This window comes from Polyangium sp. y55x31 (assembly GCF_029946505.1).
In the GTDB taxonomy this organism is placed as follows: Bacteria; Myxococcota_A; Polyangia; order Polyangiales; family Polyangiaceae; genus Polyangium.
The window spans coordinates 37,607-57,167 of record NZ_JARZHG010000041.1 but is presented as its reverse complement, the minus strand read 5'-3'; the positions used below and the strand labels follow the sequence as shown (position 1 = coordinate 57,167).

The window sequence follows — 19,561 nt, the reverse complement described above, 5'->3', positions numbered from 1 at the left end:
GTGTTTACATCTCGAACGTGAGGCCCACGGTCCAGGTCGAGGTGCCGACCTTCATTTGATTCCCGCCGAGGCCGAGGTTCTGGTTCGTCCACTCGCCGAACAGGTGCACGTGGTTGATGCCCGACTCCTGATCGAGCGCGGCCATCGATCGGCGGCCGAGCCAGTCGAGCGCGAGCATGCCGCCGACCGCCCAGTGCACGCCGTAGCTCAATCCGTTGCCCGAGATCTCGTCGTCGCCGGTCCCGACCTTGGCCGTTTTATCGCCGACGTTGACCCACCAGAGGCCCGCGCCGAACCCGATCTTGCCATAAGGAATGACCGGGATCCCCGTGCGGCGGAAAATCTCGTCGAAACGGAGCACGGCCGAGACGTGCATCGGGAGAATGGTGAGCGAGGTCTCGCCAACACGCCGTTCACTGTAGGGAAGCGTGTTCGTGGCGTCGTCGTAGGTCCCCTCGCGGAAGGCCTTGCCCGAGGCCGACGTGTATCCCAGGCCGATGCCGGGTCCGAGTGATCCGACCCAGGGAATGCGCAGCGCTTGCCAGTCGAACTCGGCGCCGAAATGGAACCGGCCCTTGTCGCCGAAGAACTTGCTGTACGGGCCACTCCCGCCGAACTCGTCATCGACGGCCGGATAATAAGGGCCGAAGCGCAGCTCGAGCGCGAACCGCTGGGGGCTGCCCTGCTGCACGCTCCCGCGCTCGCTTTGCCGCCAGTTCGAATTGCGGATCCGCCTCGTTTGCGCCTCCGCCCCCTCGGCGACGAGCAGCGCGGCGACGGCGACGAGCGCCGACGCGATGATGTTCGTCCGCATCACGACGCCCCCTCGCTGCCGGCGCCGCGCCCGCCTCGCGGTGTTCGCCTGCGCCGTCGCAACCCGAAGGCGACCGCGGAAAGCGCAATCGCGCCCCCGAAGACCCCCGCGGCCCGGGAAGCGGGCAACACCGAGACGGAGCAGAGGCCGCCGCCCTTGCCGCCGAGATCGCGATAAACCTCGAAGAAATCGTCGACCGGGACGGGCGCGACGCATTTCACCTCGGACAGCGGTCCGACATTGCCGCGGGTATCCGTGGCCGCCACGGCGACCGCGTATTCGACGCCGTTCTCCAGATCCGAGACGGTATTCGTGATGCCACACGGCTCCCACGTGGGATCGGGGCGCTGACCCGCCACGAAAGGACTCGCGCACGTCGAGCCGCCGCTGCCGCCCGCGCCGCCGCTCCCGCCCGCGCCACCGCTCCCGCCCGCGCCGCCGCTGCCGCCCGCGCCACCGCTCCCGCCCGTGCCATTCACGGTCTCACCGCCGGGATAGAGGGTGTTTCCCTTGGCGCAATACACCGCGATGCCCGCGTAATCGGTGTCCGAGGGGCGCGTGTAGCTGACCTCGAAGCCCGCGTCCCCTTGCGTGACCTTGACGTCCTTCGGCGCGCCGGGCCCCCAGAGGTCGATCTTCGTGCTCGTCCATTTCGCGTTGCTGACCACGGAGCCGCTGCCGAAGAGCATGAAAAACAAGGTCAGCGCCTTCTCCGCGCCCGAGGCGCTCGTCTCTGCGCAGGCCTGCACGTCGGGGTCCTGATCGACGGCCACCATCTCCTGCGCCGTCAGCACGACCTCACCGTATCCATTTTGCGGGTTCGCCCCTGGGAGCTTCGGCGGATTGAGCTGAAAACATTGCGCCGTCGGGCCCGTTCGTTGCATCGGGTCCGTGCAATCGATCCCCGCCACCGTCGAGCCCCAGACCTCGAACGAATACGAGTTCGTGAATCCCGTGAACTGGAGCCGGAAGGTGAACGTCTCCTCGGGATTCAGGCACTCCTCCCGGTTGATGTCCCACGGCGTCGCGGTGCGCGTCGACGAAGGGCTCCGGATGGCGGGCTGCTGCGACTGGAGCGCCACCGTCTGCGCCTCCGCCGCGCCGCTCGTGAGCCACCCCGCCGCGACCAAAAGCGCCGCCCACGTCGAGCGAAACGCGCGCCGCCTCCCGTACGAAAGACCCGACGAACCTGTATCCATCCTGCGTGTTTGAGCACAGCTCGTGCCACGGAGCAAACCCTGGCGCGCGAAGGCGATTCCAGCCGGACGGAGCCCTCTGCGTGACGAGTTGGCCGGACGGCCACGCCGCGCGTGACAAGTTGGCAACGCGCACGAGCGCATGTGGCGGATGCCGCTCGGGACGTGTAGGGTCGCGGCCGCGAGGAGGCTCGAATCCATGACCGTCTCAGCGATCTTCGATCCCGCGCGCTGGCGCGAGGTGCCGGGTTTTTCGTTCACGGACATCACCTACCACCGCGCCGTGGACCAGGGCACCGTGCGTATCGCTTTCCACCGGCCCGAGGTGCGCAACGCGTTTCGACCGAAGACGGTGGACGAGCTCTACACGGCGCTCGAGCACGCGCGGACGACGTCCGACGTGGGCTGCGTGCTCATCACGGGCAACGGCCCCTCGCCGAAGGACGGCGGCTGGGCCTTCTGCTCGGGCGGCGATCAACGAATTCGCGGCAAGGACGGGTACAAATACGAGGGCAGCGAAGCCGGCGAGGTGGACGCGGCGCGCCTCGGACGGCTGCACATCCTCGAGGTGCAGCGGCTCATTCGTTTCATGCCGAAGGTCGTGATCGCCGTCGTGCCGGGCTGGGCCGTGGGCGGCGGGCACAGCCTGCACGTCGTTTGTGACATGACGCTCGCGAGCCGGGAGCATGCGCGGTTCAAGCAGACGGATCCCGACGTGGCGAGCTTCGACAGCGGGTACGGATCGGCGCTGCTCGCGCGGCAGGTCGGGCAGAAGAAGGCGCGGGAGATCTTCTTCCTCGGCCTCGATTACACGGCGGAACAGGCCGCGGCGATGGGGATGGTGAACGCCGTCGTGCCGCACGAGGACCTGGAAAAGGTGGCCCTCGAATGGGGCGCGCTCATCAACGGCAAGAGCCCGACCGCGATGCGAATGCTGAAATACGGCTTCAACCTCCCGGACGAGGGCCTCGTGGGCCAGCAGCTCTTCGCCGGCGAGGCGACGCGGCTCGCCTACGGAACCGAAGAGGCTGAGGAAGGCCGCGACGCATTCCTGGAAAAGCGCAAACCCGACTACAAGAAATTCCCCTGGCATTACTGATGGCAGGGTGCTGAGAAACGCAGCGAGCGCCTCGAAGCTAGGAAGGGCGACGCAGGAATACCTCCAGTATTCCGGGGAGCCCGACCGACGATTCGAGACGCTCCGCAAGTTTATCAGTACCCTGCCGGCTCGGGCGTCTCCCGACATCGGGAGCCGGGCGCCCACCATGGCCCACCAAGGCGACCGTCTCGTTACGGTATACTACCCTTTCACGCCACGTGGCCGAACCCCCCGCCCCGACCGCATCCCCCTCCTTGCCGCACGAAGGCCCAAGCCTCGGGTCTCCTGCGACGAACCGGGATGGAGCGCGCCACGCCGCCGCCTCGTCGCTGCTCGGCATCGCCCTCAGCCGGGCCGAGGTCGAGCGCGTCGTGCTGCTCTCGACGTTGCTCTTCCTGTCGGCCCTCCTGCTCGTCGTCGGCCGCACCGCGCGCGACGCGCTCTTTTTGACGCGTTTTCCCGTCACGTGGATCGCGCCGATGTGGATGGCGTACGGCGTGGTCTCGGCCGTCGTGGCGTTCGGCTACGAGCGCGGGCTCCGGAAGCTGCCGCGCGCGCGCTTCGGCGCGGTGTTCGCGCTCGGCGCGGCCGCGAGTTACGTCCTGCTCCGCGTGCTCATCGGCGAGGACATCGGGCCCGCGTACCTGATCTTCGCGATCTGGGCCGACGTCATCGCGAACCTGACCGGCATGCTCGCCTGGAGCATCGCGCAGGACCTCTACGACGCGCGCAGCGCCCGGCGCATCTTCGGTCTGATCGGCGCGGGGCACATCGCGGGCACGGTCGTCTCGGGCCTCGGCGCGGGCGCGATCGCGCCCATCATCGGCGCGGAGAACCTCATCTTCGTGCTCGTCGCGGCCCTGCTCGGCGTGGCCCTGCTCTGCCGCATCGTCGCGCAAAGGCACGGCGCCACCTCGCGCACCCGCGCCGACGAGCGCGCGAGCGCGCAGCAGCAGGAGCAGACGCCGCTCCTCAACTCGCGGTACGTCGGCGCCCTCGCCGTGACGATCCTCGTCGTCTACACGATCCTCACGGTCGGCGATTACCAGTTCAAGGCGATCGCCCGCACGTCGTACCCGGACCGTGACTCGCTCGCGCGGTTCATGGGCACGTTTTACGGCGTGATCGGGATGGTCGGGCTCTTCGTCCAGCTCGTGGTCACGCCGCGCATGCTCGATCGCGCGGGCGTGCTCGGCGGCGCGGCGACGATGCCGGTCGCGTTCCTCACGAGCACGGTGCTGCTGCTCGCCTTCCCCTCGATGCCGCTCGCGGCGGTGCTCAAGGCGAGCGACAACGCGCTGCAGTTCTCGATCTTCGACGTGACGCTGCAGATCCTTTTCTTCCCGTTCCCCGCGGCGCTGCGGGATCGGGTGCGGACGCTCGCGTCGGCGATCATGAAGCCCCTCGGCTGCGGCGTCGGCGCGGCGCTGCTCCTCGCGTTCAGCCCCTCGGCGAGCGAGGCGCAGCCGGGCGCTTCGCTCATCGCGGCCGCGGCGAAGCTCGGCTACGTGACGCTGCCGCTGGGCCTCACGATCCTGCCGCTCCTGCTCGTCGTGCGTCGCGGCTACGTGGAGGCGATGCAGGGGACGCTCCTCCGCGGCAAGCTCACGCCGGAGATGCCCCAGCGCGGCGGCAGGGCCGTGGCCGCGCTCGCCGGGGCGCTGTCGAGCCTGGACGCGCCGCAGGTGCTCTTCGCCCTCGATCGGCTGCGGCAGCTCGATCCGGTGCGCGTCCGCGAGGCGCTGCCCGCGCTCACGCGCCACGCCTCTTCGCGCGTGCGGGCCGCGGCGCTCCGCACCTCCCGCGTCGTGGGCCACCCCGACGCCGCGACGCTGGCCCGCGAGCGGCTCGAAGATCCCGATCCCGAGGTCCGAGGCATCGCGGTCGAGCTCCTCGCGAACGCGCTCGGCGAGGACGCGCACGAAGAGCTCTGCGCGCTCGCGGCGCGTGGAGACGACGAGGCCGTGCGGGCCGCGTCGATCGCGGCGCTGCTCCGGCACGGCGGGCTCGGCGGCATGCTGGAAGGCGCGCCGCGGCTGCGAGATTTGCTCGACAGCGAGGATCCGGCCGAACGCGTGACGGCCGCGCGGGTGCTCGGTTTGGTGGGACAACCGCAGCTCGAACGTGCGGTCGCGCGGCTGCTCGCCGACGCGGATCAGGACGTCCGAAAGGCCGCGCTCTCGGCCTCCGTGACGGTGGCCGCGCCGAAGCTCCTGCCGCTCCTCTGCGAAGCGCTCGCCGATCCCACGCTCGGAAAGGCCGCGTCGAACGCGATCGTGGCGCTCGGGGACCGCGCGATCCCGCGGCTCGTGGCGACGCTGTCGGATCCGAGCGCGGACGCGACCGTGCGGCTCGCGATCCCCCGCCTCCTGTCGCGGATCGGCACGAGCGCCGCGCTCGCCGCGCTGCTCGATCGGGTGGACGAGCCGGACGATCGGGTACGGCAGAAGGTGCTCGCGTCGGCCTCGCGTCTCCGCCTCGCGCTCGGCGCGCCGCCTGCGCCGCTCGAACCCATCCGCGAGCGCATCGAGCGGGAAGCTCGAGCGCACGAGCGCGAGCGGGACGCCTACCTCCTCGTGCGCCCGCGCCTCGCGTGCCCGCTGCTCGACGCGCACGTGGAGCGCCGCCTGCGCAAGGGCCTCATCCGGATCTTGCGCCTCTGCGAGCTCGTGTATCCGCGCGACGTCGTGGCCGGCGTGCGGACGCACGTCTTCGGCAAGGATCGCTCGCTCCGGGCAAACGCCTTCGAGGTACTCGAATCGCTGCTCGATCGAAGGCGCGGGGCGCGGCTCGTCGCGCTGTTCGAGCGCTACCTCGAGCTCGCCGAGGGTTTGCCGCGTGGCGGCGCGGCTCCGAGCACGGACGACGTCGTGACCTTCGTGCGCTCCGAGCTCCAGTCGAACGACCCGTATCGCGCCGCGCTCGTGCTCGAAGCGGTCGCGATACACCGGATCGAGGCGTGCGCGAACGACGCGATCCTCGCGCTCGACGCGCCCGATCCGCTCGTGCGCGAGGCCGCGGCGATCGCGGTGGTCGAGACGCGGGCCGAGGGTGTGGAGGAAAAACTCCGGGCCCTCGCGACGGATCCGGATCGGGTCGTCGCGCGGTGGGCTGCGTACTGGGCGAGGACGGGTCGGAGCGGGATCGACGCGGGAGACGGCATGTACACGACGATCGAAAAAGTCCTCTTTTTGCAGCGTGTCCCGATCCTGTCGAAGATCTCGGGCGAGGAGCTCGTGGGCCTCGCGCGGACCTCGGAGGTGCTCGGCCTGCCGCGCGGCGAGGTGATCTTCCGGCAAGGCGACGCTGGCGCCGCGCTCTACTTCATCATCTCGGGCTCGGTGAGCCTACGCGTCGAGGGCAAGGAGGTCGTGCGGCTCGGGGCGAACGAGGTCTTCGGCGAGACGTCGATCATCGATCGCGAGCCCCGCGCGGCGACGGCCGTGAGCCTCGAACCCGTGGAGCTCCTGCGCGTGTCGGGCGAGGACTTCAGCGCCGCGGTGCACGACACGGCCGAGATCGCGATGGGCGTCTTGCGTGTGGTGAGCGGCCGGCTGCGCGAGGCGGATCGGCGCCTCTCGATGGCGGAAGCCGAGCTCGCGCGACTGCGCAGGAGCTCGAGCCCGACGGGGGACAACCCGCCGCCCGAGGGCGACGCGGCGGCGCGTCGAAGCTGGGACGACGACGAGTGAGGCGTCAGGGGCGCTGCGGAGAACGCAGATCCCCCTCGATTTGACGGAGCAACGCGGCCTCGCGGGCGCGGTTCGGATGACGCTCGACGAAGGGCGCGAGGTTCGCCCGCGCCTCTTCGAGCCGGCCTTGCCGGGCGAGAAAAACCGAGAGGTTGAAGACGGCCTTCGTCGAGTCCGGATCGAGCTCCACGGCCTTGCGGAAGTGCTCTTCGGCCTCGCGTGCGCGCCCCGTGTCGAGCATCGCCACCCCGAGCTGCGCGTGTGGCTCGGACCATGTCGGAAGGATCTCGGCGGCGCGCTCGAACGACGCGATCGACGCGGCCGACTTGCCCTCGTTGAGCAGCGCCGAACCGTAATTGTGATGCGCCCGCGCCGACCTCGGCACGACCTCGATCGCCGACGCGAACAGCGTCTTGTCGTTCGCCCAGTCCGCGGCGCGGCTCCACGCGAGCGCCAGATTGCCGAGCATCACGGGCGCGAGAACGAGCACGAACGAGCGCACGTGCGCCGGATCCGCCTTCGGCCGCTTCTGCGCCGCGCGCTTCTTCCCCTTCCCCGCGGACGCTGCCGGCGAAGCGAGCGTGCCCGGCGTTCGCTCCAGCATCCACTCGCCGAGCCGCGCGATCCCGAGCGCGAACCCCGCGGCTGGCAGATAAAGCAAACGCTCGGCGAAGATCGTCGGGAGCACGAACGGGAGCTGGCTCGCGACGATCCACGGCACGAGCACCATCACGGCCGCGAGCGCGAGCAACGGCTCTCGCCGGCGCAGGCGGATCGAAAGAACGACGAGGCCCACGAGCGCGAGCGCCCCGAGGAGCACGGGCAACGCGAACGGGCTGTGCTCGGGCAGGATCGCAGCGTACGAATAGTCCGCTGACAAACCCACGGGCAGGACGATCTTGCCGAGCGCCAGGGCGAACAGCCGCATCGAGGTCCAGATCCGCGGCCCCCATCCCTCGGCGAGCAGCGGGTTTGCCTGGAGATCGCGCGAAACCGCGTCGAGCGGCGGCGCGAAGGCCACCGTACGCAACGCGATCACGAGAACCGCCGCGGCGACGAGGGAGCCGTACCGCGTCGAAAGGATCCGCGGCGCGCGCCCCGGCGGCGAGAGCAGCCGATCGGCGAGGAAAAGGAACAGCGGATAGACGATCGCGGACTCCTTGGAAGCGAGCGCCCCCGCGAATGCGAGCGCCGCCCACAAGGTGCTCCGAGGCTTCGCGGGTTCGTCCGCGGGCCCCGCGACGAACCACGCGAGCCACGCGAACCCTGCCGCCATCACGTCCGCGCGCCCCACGAGCCCCACCACGGCCTCCGTGCTCACGCCGAGCACGCCGAACACCATGGCCGCGACGACGGCGAACAGGGTCCGCCCCGTGTGCCGAGCGAGCGCGAGCGCGAGCACCACCGAGGTCGCCGCGTGAAGCACGAGGTTCGTCTCGTGAAACCCGCCCGTGATGTGCTTGTTCAGCCAGAACGACAGCACCACGAGCGGCCGCCACGTCCCCGGCCCCTCGCCAGGCGGACGCCCCCAGAAATCCGAGCCGAGGAGCGCACCGACATCGAGGTCGCCCTGCACGACCCGGTTCTCCAGGATCGCCCCGCGATCATCGAAGACGAACCCCGCCGAGAGCGCTCGTGCATGCCCCAAGAGGGCTGCCGCCGCGACGAGCGCGAGCGCGCCGCGGGACAGAGCAGCCTTCGCTCGAGCCATGATCCTACTTGATGATGCGCGCCTGGACCGTGCCCGCGCGGAGGTCGTCGCGCAGGACGAGCTCGTAGCGGTTCGAGTCGAGGCTGCCCGATCGCAACACGAAGATGATCGCCTGCGCCCGCCGATCGCTCAGATCCGCGCTCACGCCCTTCGTGCCGAGCGAGACGCTGACCTGCTCGATCTTCGGGTTCGCGCGCATCGTCGCCGCGATCTCCTCGAGCGCCGCCTGCCCCTCGGGCGTGAGCTGATCGCCCGTGCTGAACTTGATCGGCGGTTTGATCTCGAACGATTCACCCTTGAGCCGCGCGTACTTCGGGCAGCCCTCGGGCGCCGGACCCGGCTCCACGGGGCACTTGTCCACGGGCTCCGGGAGCTGATCGTTGTCGACGTCCGGGCAACCGTTCGCCTCCGCGCTCGCGTGCTTGACGCCCGGGCTCTGCGGGCAAGCGTCCTCTTCGTCGTTGATGCCGTCGCCGTCCTTGTCGCTCGACGGGCAGCCACGCTTCTTCGGATCCGCGTTCTCGGGCCCCGCCTCGGCCGGGCAGGCATCCTCGGCGTCGGGGATCTTGTCGAGGTCTTGATCGGGCGGGCCCTTGGGCGCGACGGGCTTGGGTCGTCCCCCGCCGACGTACGCGAGGCTCAGGACGCCGCGGAAGCCCGGCGCGCCCGCGGCGCCGCCGAACCCGGGACCGCCGCTCAAGCCGATCTGCATCCCGCCGAACGCCATGCGCACCGACGCGAGCGGCTCGATCTGCAGATCGATCGAGCTCGGAGGTTCCTTGCCCGCATCCACGGACGCGTGGGTCTGGTTGAACATCGCGAAGCTCGGCTCGAGCCCGACCCACAGGAACGACGCCGCCCGGAACTGCGCGGCGCATGCGAGCGCGATCCGCTCACCGTCGGAGCCGGCCACGTCGATGAAGAACAGCGGCGACACGAACGCCGTGCAACCCCACCGCAGCCGGTCCTTCTCGCTCGCGACGCCGAGATCCACCTCCGCGCGAAGCCTCTTGTCCGACAGGAACGACGCCGTCGATCCGACCGGCGCCCAGAACCTTGCGCCAGCAACGAACGTGAACGCCTTCGTATCGACCGGACGGAAATGCAGACCGGCGCGCAGGTCTCCGACGCCGAACGTCTCGGGCTGACGGATTGTCACTCCGTACCGGTCGAACGGCTGCTCGAGGTCGCCGTTGATGAAGAGCCCGACGGGGAGCGCGAGGTCGACCGTGAGCCAGGGCAGCGGCGTGATCGAGCCGCCGACGTGCGCGAGCAGCGCATTCTGGACGGGCGTCGCCGCGACGGTCTCGCCACCTTGTCCGTCGATGGTGACGGCCTTGAGCAGCCCCATGCCGTAGTCGAACGACAGGCCGAACGCGAACTCGATGGTGTTCGCGCCCTTCTCGTGAGGCCCGAGCGCACGAAGGAAGGGGCTCTCCGGCGAGGCCGGCTGGAGCTGGTCGATGCGGATGCCCTCGTCGAGACGGGCCTTGTTTTCCTGGGCCGATGAAGCGCCCGCGAGGGAAAAGCCCATCGCGAACGCGAAGAGCCCTGCCCATCCTTGCCGTGCACGCACGGGGCCACCTTACATGCACTGCCGGGCGTGTTGGAACTGGGACCTGCATCGGAACGAAGATCCTGCGCAGGCAGGTTCGCGCCCCGACCTCGGGAGCGCACCGCGGGCCGAGATCACGAGGCGCAGAAACGATCCCGCCCCTCGCCCGTCCAAGGGATCACGACGCGGAACGACGCTTGCAAGACCGTAGCGACGAGCGCTTCCGCTCTGGCAACTGCTTCGACGAGGTCCCATCATCATGAACGCCATGCGCTTTGCCGAGACGTCGCCCCGCAACGATCGCCCCGCGCCCCGGCCCGCCTTGCCAGGGCGTCGCTTCACTTCCGTCGCGCTGTCGCTCCTCGCGGCTGCACTTTCGTTCACACCCATGGCAGTCCACGCGGATACACCCGCGGGCCTGCCCCAGGGCTGGACGAGCGACGCGCCCGAGGAGGCCGCCGCCCCGAACGCCGACGGCTTCCAGCCCACGCAAGCCGTGGACGCGCAAGTCAGCGTGTCGGTGTCGGCCGATGAATACGTCGACACGGATCCCGCGGCGCTCAACGATTTCCGCGAGCCGCTGGCGTCCTACGGCACGTGGGTCGACGATTCGACGTACGGCACGGTCTGGGTGCCGAGCGCGAGCGTCGTCGGCGCAGACTTTGCGCCGTATCAGACGGCGGGCCACTGGGAGCTCGACGTCGACGGCAACTGGATGTGGGTCAGCGATTACGACTGGGGCTACATCCCGTTCCATTACGGTCGCTGGACCTGGATCGGCGGCCGCGGCTGGGGCTGGATCCCGGGCCGCGTGTATGCGCCCGCGTGGGTCACGTGGCGCATGACGGATTATGGCTACATCGGCTGGGCTCCGATGGCGCCAAGCTGGTACTGGTTCGGCGGCTCCGCAGTGAACGTGTGGGTGACGCCGTCGTCGGCGTTCGTGTTCTGCCCGTCGAGCTACGTCTTCCACCGCCACGTGCACACGTACGTCGTGCGGGATCGCGACGTCGTTCGCCGCATCGGCGCGCATTCGCGTCCGTATCGCCCGGCCCAACCGTCGGCGGGCGGCGGCGGCGGCGCGCATGCGCGTTCGTCGTATCGCCCGGCTTCGCCCACGCTCGCCGAGGCGAAGATCCCCTCCGGTGCGGCCCCGGAAAAACGCTCGGCGCCCGACGCGCGCGCGGTCGCTTATTCGCGCCGCAGCACGACGGCGCAAGCGAAGACGATGCCGGCGCCGTCGCGCGGGCTCGTCGCCGCGCCGTCCGTTTCCAGGGCCCAGGGCGCGCACGCGGAAGGCCGCGGCGTGCAGGTCGATCGCAGCCCGCGCGGCGAGGTCAGCCCGCGTGAGGTGCGTGGTGGTCGCGGCGAGGTCTCCACGCCGAGCGCGTCGCCGTCGCGCCCCGCGGTCTCGCCCTCGAGGCCGGCCGTCTCCTCGCCGAAGCCCTCGCGGCCCGCCACCGAGTCGCGCCCGTCGACGGAGTCGCGCCCCTCGACCTCGCGGCCTTCGGTCTCGCCGTCGCGCCCCTCGGTCTCGCCGTCGCGACCCTCGATCTCGCCGTCGCGTTCGTCGTCGTCGCCGTCGCGTTCGTCGTCGCCGTCGCGCTCGTTCTCGCCGTCGCCGCGACGAGGGCGGTAGCCCGCGGATCTTGGCCCGTCTCTTGCGAAACCGCCGAACAGGAGCACGCCCGATGCCTTCTTTTCTACGCAACGTGAAGCTTGGTTCACTTACGGTGTGGCCGGCCGTTCTCGGGCTCGTCGCCTGCGTCGGCCTGGGGAGCACCACGACGGGATGCATCATCGTCGACGACGACGATGACGATACGGTGATCATCGACAACGGCGGCCCGCGGCCCCCGGAGCAGCCGATGGAGATGAGCATCGAGACCGATGTCCAGCTCGACGCAGTCCCGGGCGACGGCGTGGGAGTGTTCGTCGAGTACTACTCGAACGGCGTGTACCGGGTCTGGACGACCTGCGACACGAACTTCTCCGGCGTGGTTTGCCCGATCGACGTCTTCATGTCCGTCGACACGAGCTCGACGATCGACGCGATCACGACGGATGACCTCGAAGGCGCCGACCACGTGAACGTCAACGAGGCCGCGGGGACGGTCGACATGCACGTCGATACGGGCGTGGACTTCGACGCGATCGAGATCAGCACGACGCCCGGCGCGATCCTCCGCCTCGAGGTCCTCATCGACGGCGTGGCGCAGCCGCGCTTCGTGTACTGGTTCGGCAACGGCGTCCTGCACAACGGCGCCCCGACGAGCCCGGTCGACTTCGTCCCGACCGTGCCGTGAACGAACAAGGCCCGGCCGACACCACGTCGACCGGGCCTTTGCTTTCCCGCCCCCGCCTCTTCTACTTGCCCTTTTTCGCCGCCGGCTTGTCCGCAGCCTTCGCGGCCGGTTTGTCTGCGGGCTTCGCCGCCGCGTTCGCCGGCTTGCCCTCCGGATCCCAGAGCTCGGGCTCGCCGAGGCCGAGCGTCGCGAGTTGCGGGCCGACCGCATCACGCGGGCCCACCACGATCACCGTCGCCGACGCCGGATCGACGTGCGTCTTCGCGAGCGTGGTGACCTCCGCGAGCGTCGCGCTCTGCCGCGCGCGCGTCGCCTCGCTGTCGTGCGACGGCGAGAGCCCGAGCCGCGCCAGCGCCGCGAGCCTGCGCGCCGTGCCGCTCACGGTCTCGTAGGTCTGCATGAGGTCGGCGCGATCCTGCGCCTTCGCCTTCTCCAGCTCCTCCGCGGTCGGGCCTGAAGCCGACATCTTCGAAAGCTCGCTCAGCATCTCCTTCAGCGCGACGCCCGTCGCGGGCGTCTCGACCGAGGCGATGGCCCAGAACCCGCCCTTGTTGCGGCTCTCCTGGAACGTCGAGCCCGCGCCGTACGCCCAGTGATGCTCCTCGCGCAGGTTCATGTTGAGCCGCGACGTGAACGAGCCGCCGAGCGCCGTGTTGATGAGCTCGAGCCGCGGGAGCACGGGGTCGTTCGCGGCCACGCCGTCACGCACCACCGCGATGACGGACTGTGGCGCGCCGGGCCGATCGACGAGCACGAGCTTCGGACGCGCCGAGGCCGCGCGCGGGCCCGGGAAGTCCGCCTTCTTCGGCGCGGCCTTCGCGGGCGGCGCTTTCCAGGTGCCGAGTTGTGCGTCGACGATGTCGGTCACCTCCTTGCGGGAGATGTCGCCGGCCACGACGAGCACCGCGCGATCGGGGCGGAAGCTCTCCGTGTAGAAGCGCTTCACGGTGGGCAGATCGAGCTTCGCCGCCGCGTCGAGCGAGCCGTCGGCGGGGTGTCCGTAGGGCGTGTCCGGTCCGAAGAGCACCGCGGCGTTGATCAAGCGCGAGACACTCATCGGCTCGTCGGACCGCTTCTTCAGGTTGTTTTGCCAGAGCTCCGAGACGCGCTTCCACTCCTTCGCGTCGAAGTGCGGTCGCGCGACGACGTCGGAGAAGATGCCGAACGCCGCGTTGAAGTTGTTCTTCAGCACGGTGAGCGAGAGGACGCTCGCGTCGGCGCTCGTGCCGAGCGTGAGCGTCGCGCCGAGGTCGTTGATGCCGCTCGACACCTCGACGGCGCTGCGCTTGCCGGCGCCCTCGTCGAGCATGTCGGTCGTGATGTGCGTCAGGCCGGGCAGGTTCGCCGGATCGGCCGAGGACCCGCCGCGCACGACGAGCACCGCCGACACGAGCGGCAAGCCGTGCTTCTCCACGAGCCACACCGAGAGGCCGTTCTTGGTCGTGAACGTCTCGACGGCGGGAGGTGTGAACGGACGGCTCGACGGCAGCTCCGGCTTCGGGCCGAGCAGGTCCGCCGCGGGCGCCGCGGGCTTGACCTCGGCGACGGGCGGGGTCGTTTCCTTCTTCGTCGGATCGGCCGGCTGCACCTGCGGCTCGGCGCCGCACGCGGCGAGCGCCGCCACCGCGGCGAGCGAAAGGAAGGCCGACTTCTTGGCAAACCTCACGGGGCACCTCCGGCGCCGTTCGTCTTCTTTTCGGGCTCCACGTGGATGATCACGCGGGCGTTCGGGTCGAGGTGGGTCTTCGCGATCCGCTGGAGCGACTCCGGCGTGACGCCGCGGTAGCGAGCGAGATCCTTCTCGGCGAAGCCCGGATCCCCGACGTACGTCTCGTACTGGGCCAGCATGGAAGCGCGCGCGGTGACCGATTGCAGCCGCGAGACGAAGCTCGTCTCGAACTGGTTTTTCGCGCGCGTGATCTCCGCCGCGCTCACGGCCTCGTTCGAGATCTTCTTCATCTCCTCGTCGATCGCGGCTTCGAGCTGGGCGAGGGTCACGCCGGGGCGCGCGATGGCCTCGACGAGGAAATACGAGCCGAGATCTCCGGACGCCTGGTAGGCCGAGACCTCTTGCGCGATCGCCTTGTCGTAGACGAGCGCCTTGTAGAGGCGGCTCGCCTTGCCGTCGGTGAGGATCACGCTGAGCAGGTCGAGCTCCGCGTCGCCGGGCGCGTACCGCGCGGGGCTGTGCCAGGCCATCACGACCTTGCCGAGCTCCACCTTGTCCGTGAGCGTGTCGCGCACGACCTTGTCGAGCTTCACGGGCGTCGCAGGCGGCGCCGCGGGCACGGGCGAGGACGGGATCGAGCCGAACCACTTCTCGATGAGCGGCTTGATCTCGGCCGGCGAGAAGTCGCCCGCGACCACGAGCGCGGCGTTGTTCGGGACGTACCAGCGCTTGAAGAAGCCCTTCACGTCGGCCACGGTCGCGGCCTGCAGGTCCTCGTGCGAGCCGATCACCGGGTGGTGATAGGGATGATCCGCGGGGAAGAGCAGCTCGGGCAGGCGCAGATCGACCTTGCCGTACGGCTCGTTCTCCGTGCGCTGGCGTCGCTCGTTGCGCACGACCTCGCGCTGGGCGTCGAGTTTTTCCTTCGTCATCTCGTCGGCGAGCGAGGAGAAGCGATCGGCCTCGAGCCAGAGCAAGAGCTTGAGCGTGTGCGCGGGGCCGACGTCGAAATAATCCGTGCGGTCCTCGCTGGTCCACGCGTTGTTCCAGCCGCCCTCGGACTCCATCCAGGTGTCGAACATCTTGGGCGGCGCGCGGCGCGTGCCCATGAACATGAGGTGCTCGAAGAGGTGCGCGAAGCCCGTGCGCTTCGGCTCCTCGAAGCGCGAGCCCACCTTCACCATCGTGTTCACCGTGACGAGCGGCAGCGCGTGATCCTCGTGCAGGATCACGGTGAGGCCGTTCGGCAGCGTGTACTTCTCGAACGGGACCTTGATCTCGGCCTTCTGCTCGGCGTGAGCGGTCGCGACGAACGAGGGCGCGGCGAGCGGGGCGGCGAACGCGAGCGCAGAGGCGAGGAGCACCGCGGCTCGCGCGCGGCGCCTTCGAAGGGGAGGACGGATCGATCGCATGGCCGGAGAGCGTGCCCCGTCGGCCCACGATTGCAAGCGTCGAGCGCGACCTTCGGTGCGGAGAGAAGAACCTAGCGACGGCTTCGCGAGGGGGCCTTCGCAGGCGAGGTCGTCGGCGTGCGCTCGTCCGACGACGAGGAGCTCTTCGCCTCGTGGCGGTTGGCGACGACGGCGATGCCCACGACGACGGCGATCAGGAAGAGGACGAAGAAGAAGATCTTCCAGAACGAATACGGCGCCTTGCCGATCACCTCGCCGGTCTGTCCGTTCACGAGGAACTGGTAGGGCTTGTCCTGGTACCGATAGGCCGCGATCCACACGGGCAAGAGCACGTGCTTGAAGGTCACGTGCGAGAAGTGGTTGTCGACGTGCAGGTTGCGCTGCTCGTCCCCCGGGACGTCGCTCCTGCAGCGGCTCCACTGGGTGGAGGCCATGATGGTTTGCCCCGTGTCCCACGCGGGCATGAGATCGATCGCGTAGGACTCGGCGCGCCAGCCGGCGAGGAACTCGGGGCGGTAAGGCGTGAGCTCGCCCGTGTTGAAGGTGCGGAAGCTGTCCCCGAGGTTCTCGGGAAGGCCCTTCGAGGCGCACACGATGACGTCGTCGAAGGCGTCGGTGCGACGGCCACGCGCGGACTCCCAGCGCGTCTTCTGCACCTGCCGCGTTTGCCGGTTGCCCTGCTCGTCCGTGTACGTTTCGGTTTCGTAATAATGATAGCCGGCCTCGGCGGTCCACGACGAGTCGACGCGCGCGTCGAACGTCCAGTAAGGGACGTACACGCCGGCAAACCCCTCGACCTTGGCCATCTTCTTGAGGTCGTTCGGGCGGAACCAGAGCGAGCCGATCCACTCCTCGAAGCGATGGTTCGCGTTGTTCTTGTCGATCTTGAAGGGGACGACGGACTCGGGGCGGATCGCCGTGCCCGCGGACTCCTGCGTGAGGACCTGGTGCGATCGACAGAACGTACACGTCGCCGTCTGTTCGCCAGGCGGGACGTTGACGGTCGCGCCGCACTCGCGGCAGCTCACCTGCGAGACAGGCGTGCCGTAGCCACGCGCGGCGAGGCGCATGCCCTCTTCGATCGGGATCTCGCGGACGAGGCCCCCGGGCGCCTGGGGGATGGCCTGCTGAAAGCCGCAATAAGGGCACTTCATGGCCTGCGCGCCCGCGTCGTAGCCGAGCTTGGCGCCACACTGGCCGCACGGGAACGTGTCGCCCGAAGGGCCCGGATCGAATGCGCTCGTCACCTATGTCCTCCGATCCGCGATGTTACAAGCAAGCGCGGCGCAAAGGCCACGCGCGCGAACCGCGCATCACGTGGCCTCGACGTCGGCCTCGGGCGTGGGGGCGTGCGAAGGGAGATCGAGGAGGCTGCCTTCGCGCTTCTTGCCGATCTCGCCGGCGCGCGAGAGGGCCATGCGGAAGAGGACAGGGCCGAGCATCTCGTTGATGACGATCGTGCCGAGGATGAGCGTGGCTGCGCCCGCGCCCCACGGCTTGAACGAGCTCGCGACGAGGTTCGCGAGGCCGATCGCGACGCCGGCCTGCGGGAACATGCCGAACGGGACGCGGGCCGCGACCTCGGGATCGACCTTCGCGACACGAGCACCGAAGCGAGCGCCGGCGTAGATGCCCGCCGCGCGGGCGAGCGCGGCCATGGCCGCGTAGGGCGCGACCGAGAAGAAGGCGTGCAGGTGCACCTCGGCGCCGACGACCGCGAAGAAGACGGCGAAGGTGGGCATCGCCGCGACCTCGGTCTCGTGGATGACCTCGTGGCCGCTGACGGGGCTGATGTTCTCGAGGAAGAGGCCCGCCGAGAGGCCGACGAGCAACGGGTCGAGGTGGAGCGCGCCGCCGATCTCGGCGACGACGAAGAGGACAGCGAAGACGAAGAGGCCGATGCGCTGGCCCACGCGGCGAATGTAGAGCGCGGAGACGAGGCCGACGGCGATGCCGGTCGCGATGGAGCCGAAGATGTGCACCGCGAGCGCGCCGAAGATCGAGTGCCCGCCCGCGCCGCCCGCCGCAGCGTCGGGCGGGAACACGGCGCGCGCGACGGACTCGGTGAAGGAGAAGGCAACGACGACCGCGAGATCCGCGAGCACCACGATCGAGAGGCACATCTCGCTGAGCGGGCCGGCCGCGCGGGTCTCCTTGAGGATGCCCATCACGACGGCCGGCGAGAGCGCGCAGAGGACGGTGGCGCAGATGAGCGCGACCGCGAGGCGCTGCGCCGAGGTCATCTCCGCGGTGAACTCGATGCGACCGAGGACGAACGAGAACAAGCCGAAGAGCAGGACGAACTCGGTGAGGAGGGCGAAGATCGAGACGAGGCCGATGCTGCGGATCTTCGGGCGGAGGCGCGCGAAGTTGAGCTCGCATCCAGCGTTCAGCGCGATGAGCCCGACCGCGACCTTCTTCACGAGCGTGAGGTCGCCGAGCATCGACGGCGTGATGAGGCGGAGGACCTCGGGGCCGAAGAGCGCGCCGCAGAGGATGAAGCCCGTGAGGTGCGGGAGGCGGAGATCGTGGAAGATGTGCCCCGTCTGCATCGCCGCGATCAGCAAAAAGCCAAACGCGAGCGCCGCGCCCGAGCCCGTGATCGTGGCGTCCGCAGGCAAGAAGGAGCGCGCGGCAAAGGAGATGCCGGCGACGAGCGCGAGGACGAGCGCCGCGCGGATCACGCGCTGCCCTCCGGGGTCGTCGTGATGATTGGCGCCTCGTTGGCCACGGGCTTCGGCGGCTCCGGGGCGTGCACGCGCGTCGGCGGGATCGGCGTGAGATCCACGCCGGTGCGACGGCGCCGCCACTCGAGGATCCGCACCACGACCTCCGTGAGCACGCCGCCGATGAGGACCGCGTTGATCGCCCAGCGCACGCGCTCGGGGCCATAGCCGTGATACAGCGTCGCCGCGCTGACCATGAGGACGATCGAGCTCGGGCTCTGCGGCGCGAGCGCGATCGCCAGCATGCGCGCGCTCGGCAGCTCCTTCGGGCCCACGCGCTTCGACCAGATCGCGCCGAGGCGCTTGCCCGCGACGCGCGCGAGGACGAACGCCGTCGCGAGGAGCCAACCCTGCCACTCGAGCGGCCGCCACGTCGCGCCGACGACGAGCAGGAAGATCAGGTAAATCGGGCGCTCGACGTCGAGCAGCGTCTTCTTCAAGCCTTCGAGGTCGCGGATCGGGAGGTTCGCGAGCAAGGCGCCCGCGATCGCGCAGACGACTGGGACGCTGAGCGCGAGGTAGCCCGCGACGCCCGCCGAGAGCGCGACCGCGCCGAGCAAGAGCGTGAGCTCCTCGGCCGCGTTGCGCGCGCCGCGCAAGAGGACGTACGTGAGGATGCCGAGCACGCCGCCGAGGCCGAGCGTCACGAGGAGCCACGCCGACGGCGGCAACGACCAGCGCGTCGCGACGTTCTCCGGACGGAAGAGGATCGCGACGACGCCGAGGAGCGCGAGGCCCGCGACCTCGTCGATGCTCGTGACCTCGTCGATCATGCGCGCGGCCTTGCGACCGACGCGGCGCTCCCAGAGCTCCATGCTGATCGGCGCGCTCGGCGCCGCGCAGGCCGCGAGCACGAGGGCGTCACGCGCGAAGGCGTTTCGCTCCCACGGCACGCCCATGCCGAGCAGCGCCATGGCGCAGAGGCCCGCGGTCGTGAGCATCGGGACGACGGACTCGAGCACGATGACGGGCCCGAGCGACGCAGGCAGCGCGTCGAGCTTGCGCACGTCGAAGTGCAGGCCCACGACGAACCCGACCCAGCCGAGGCCGAACTCGAACGCAGGCTTGAGGTCGACGAGGACCTGCGGCGTCAAGATGCCGACGCTGTCGAGCGAGAAGACCGCGCCCATCACGAGGAACGGCACGCCCGCGGAGATGAGGACGGTGACGCCGAAGCGCTGCTCGAGCGCCTTCACCTTCGGCTGCGCGAGGAGCACGGCCAGCCCGAGCGCGCTCGCGAGGCCGATGACGATTCGCAGCCGATCGGGGTGCATGGCAACGTCGAGTATCAGCCAAGATCGGCCGCCATGCCTGCGGAAAGCGCGCTCGAGCAAGCCCGCGTCGCGCGTAGCCGAGCGCCGCGCCTCACGGCCACGCACGC

Annotated in this window: 13 protein-coding genes; 4 read left to right on the top strand and 9 right to left on the bottom strand. The window is 69.8% G+C overall.

The window, feature by feature from the left end; translation table 11 throughout:
• Positions 1 to 4: 4 nt before the first annotated feature.
• Both QHF84_RS41940 and QHF84_RS41935 read right to left on the bottom strand, forming a co-directional pair.
• A complete protein-coding gene (locus QHF84_RS41940) occupies positions 5 to 814 on the bottom strand; it encodes an MXAN_2562 family outer membrane beta-barrel protein (RefSeq protein ID WP_281319213.1) in 810 nt (269 codons plus the stop codon).
• Positions 814 to 2,013: a hypothetical protein gene (locus QHF84_RS41935; protein WP_281319185.1), complete on the bottom strand. Its 1,200-nt coding sequence runs from the start codon at positions 2,011 to 2,013 to the stop codon at positions 814 to 816. Before QHF84_RS41935 ends, QHF84_RS41940 begins: the two co-directional genes overlap by 1 nt.
• A gap of 196 nt (positions 2,014 to 2,209) precedes the next feature.
• Here QHF84_RS41935 and QHF84_RS41930 point away from each other — a divergent pair, with 196 nt between their 5' ends.
• Positions 2,210 to 3,109, top strand: a complete 900-nt coding sequence (locus tag QHF84_RS41930) for a 1,4-dihydroxy-2-naphthoyl-CoA synthase (protein WP_281319184.1) — start codon at positions 2,210 to 2,212, stop codon at positions 3,107 to 3,109.
• A gap of 218 nt (positions 3,110 to 3,327) precedes the next feature.
• Positions 3,328 to 6,801, top strand: a complete 3,474-nt coding sequence (locus QHF84_RS41925; RefSeq protein ID WP_281319183.1) for an Npt1/Npt2 family nucleotide transporter — start codon at positions 3,328 to 3,330, stop codon at positions 6,799 to 6,801.
• A gap of 4 nt (positions 6,802 to 6,805) precedes the next feature.
• Here QHF84_RS41925 and QHF84_RS41920 read toward each other — a convergent pair whose 3' ends face one another.
• A complete protein-coding gene (locus tag QHF84_RS41920) occupies positions 6,806 to 8,512 on the bottom strand; it encodes a tetratricopeptide repeat protein (protein ID WP_281319182.1) in 1,707 nt (568 codons plus the stop codon).
• A gap of 4 nt (positions 8,513 to 8,516) precedes the next feature.
• Positions 8,517 to 10,088, bottom strand: a complete 1,572-nt coding sequence (locus QHF84_RS41915) for a thrombospondin type 3 repeat-containing protein (RefSeq protein ID WP_281319181.1) — start codon at positions 10,086 to 10,088, stop codon at positions 8,517 to 8,519.
• Between the two features lie 367 nt (positions 10,089 to 10,455).
• Between QHF84_RS41915 and QHF84_RS41910 the strand changes: the two genes are divergently transcribed.
• Both QHF84_RS41910 and QHF84_RS41905 read left to right on the top strand, forming a co-directional pair.
• On the top strand, positions 10,456 to 11,706 hold the full coding sequence (locus tag QHF84_RS41910; RefSeq protein ID WP_281319180.1) for a DUF6600 domain-containing protein: 1,251 nt from the start codon (positions 10,456 to 10,458) through the stop codon (positions 11,704 to 11,706).
• Positions 11,707 to 11,800: 94 nt separating this feature from the next.
• Positions 11,801 to 12,373 (top strand): hypothetical protein, encoded by a 573-nt coding sequence (locus tag QHF84_RS41905; protein ID WP_281319179.1) that lies wholly within the window; start codon positions 11,801 to 11,803, stop codon positions 12,371 to 12,373.
• Between the two features lie 61 nt (positions 12,374 to 12,434).
• Here QHF84_RS41905 and QHF84_RS41900 read toward each other — a convergent pair whose 3' ends face one another.
• The 5 genes from QHF84_RS41900 to QHF84_RS41880 all read right to left on the bottom strand — a co-directional run bounded on the left by QHF84_RS41900 (position 12,435) and on the right by QHF84_RS41880 (position 19,454).
• The gene (locus QHF84_RS41900) at positions 12,435 to 14,039 is read right to left on the bottom strand and encodes a pitrilysin family protein (protein WP_281319178.1); all 1,605 of its coding nucleotides are present in this window, start codon (positions 14,037 to 14,039) and stop codon (positions 12,435 to 12,437) included.
• Complete coding sequence (locus QHF84_RS41895; protein WP_281319177.1) at positions 14,036 to 15,454, bottom strand: pitrilysin family protein; 1,419 nt, start codon at positions 15,452 to 15,454, stop codon at positions 14,036 to 14,038. The genes QHF84_RS41900 and QHF84_RS41895 overlap by 4 nt, the downstream gene beginning before the upstream one ends.
• Positions 15,455 to 15,525: 71 nt before the next feature.
• Complete coding sequence (locus QHF84_RS41890) at positions 15,526 to 16,701, bottom strand: hypothetical protein (protein WP_281319176.1); 1,176 nt, start codon at positions 16,699 to 16,701, stop codon at positions 15,526 to 15,528.
• A gap of 66 nt (positions 16,702 to 16,767) precedes the next feature.
• Positions 16,768 to 18,138, bottom strand: a complete 1,371-nt coding sequence (locus QHF84_RS41885) for a cation:proton antiporter (RefSeq protein ID WP_281319175.1) — start codon at positions 18,136 to 18,138, stop codon at positions 16,768 to 16,770.
• Positions 18,135 to 19,454 (bottom strand): hypothetical protein, encoded by a 1,320-nt coding sequence (locus tag QHF84_RS41880; RefSeq protein ID WP_281319174.1) that lies wholly within the window; start codon positions 19,452 to 19,454, stop codon positions 18,135 to 18,137. The genes QHF84_RS41885 and QHF84_RS41880 overlap by 4 nt, the downstream gene beginning before the upstream one ends.
• Positions 19,455 to 19,561: the final 107 nt, after the last annotated feature.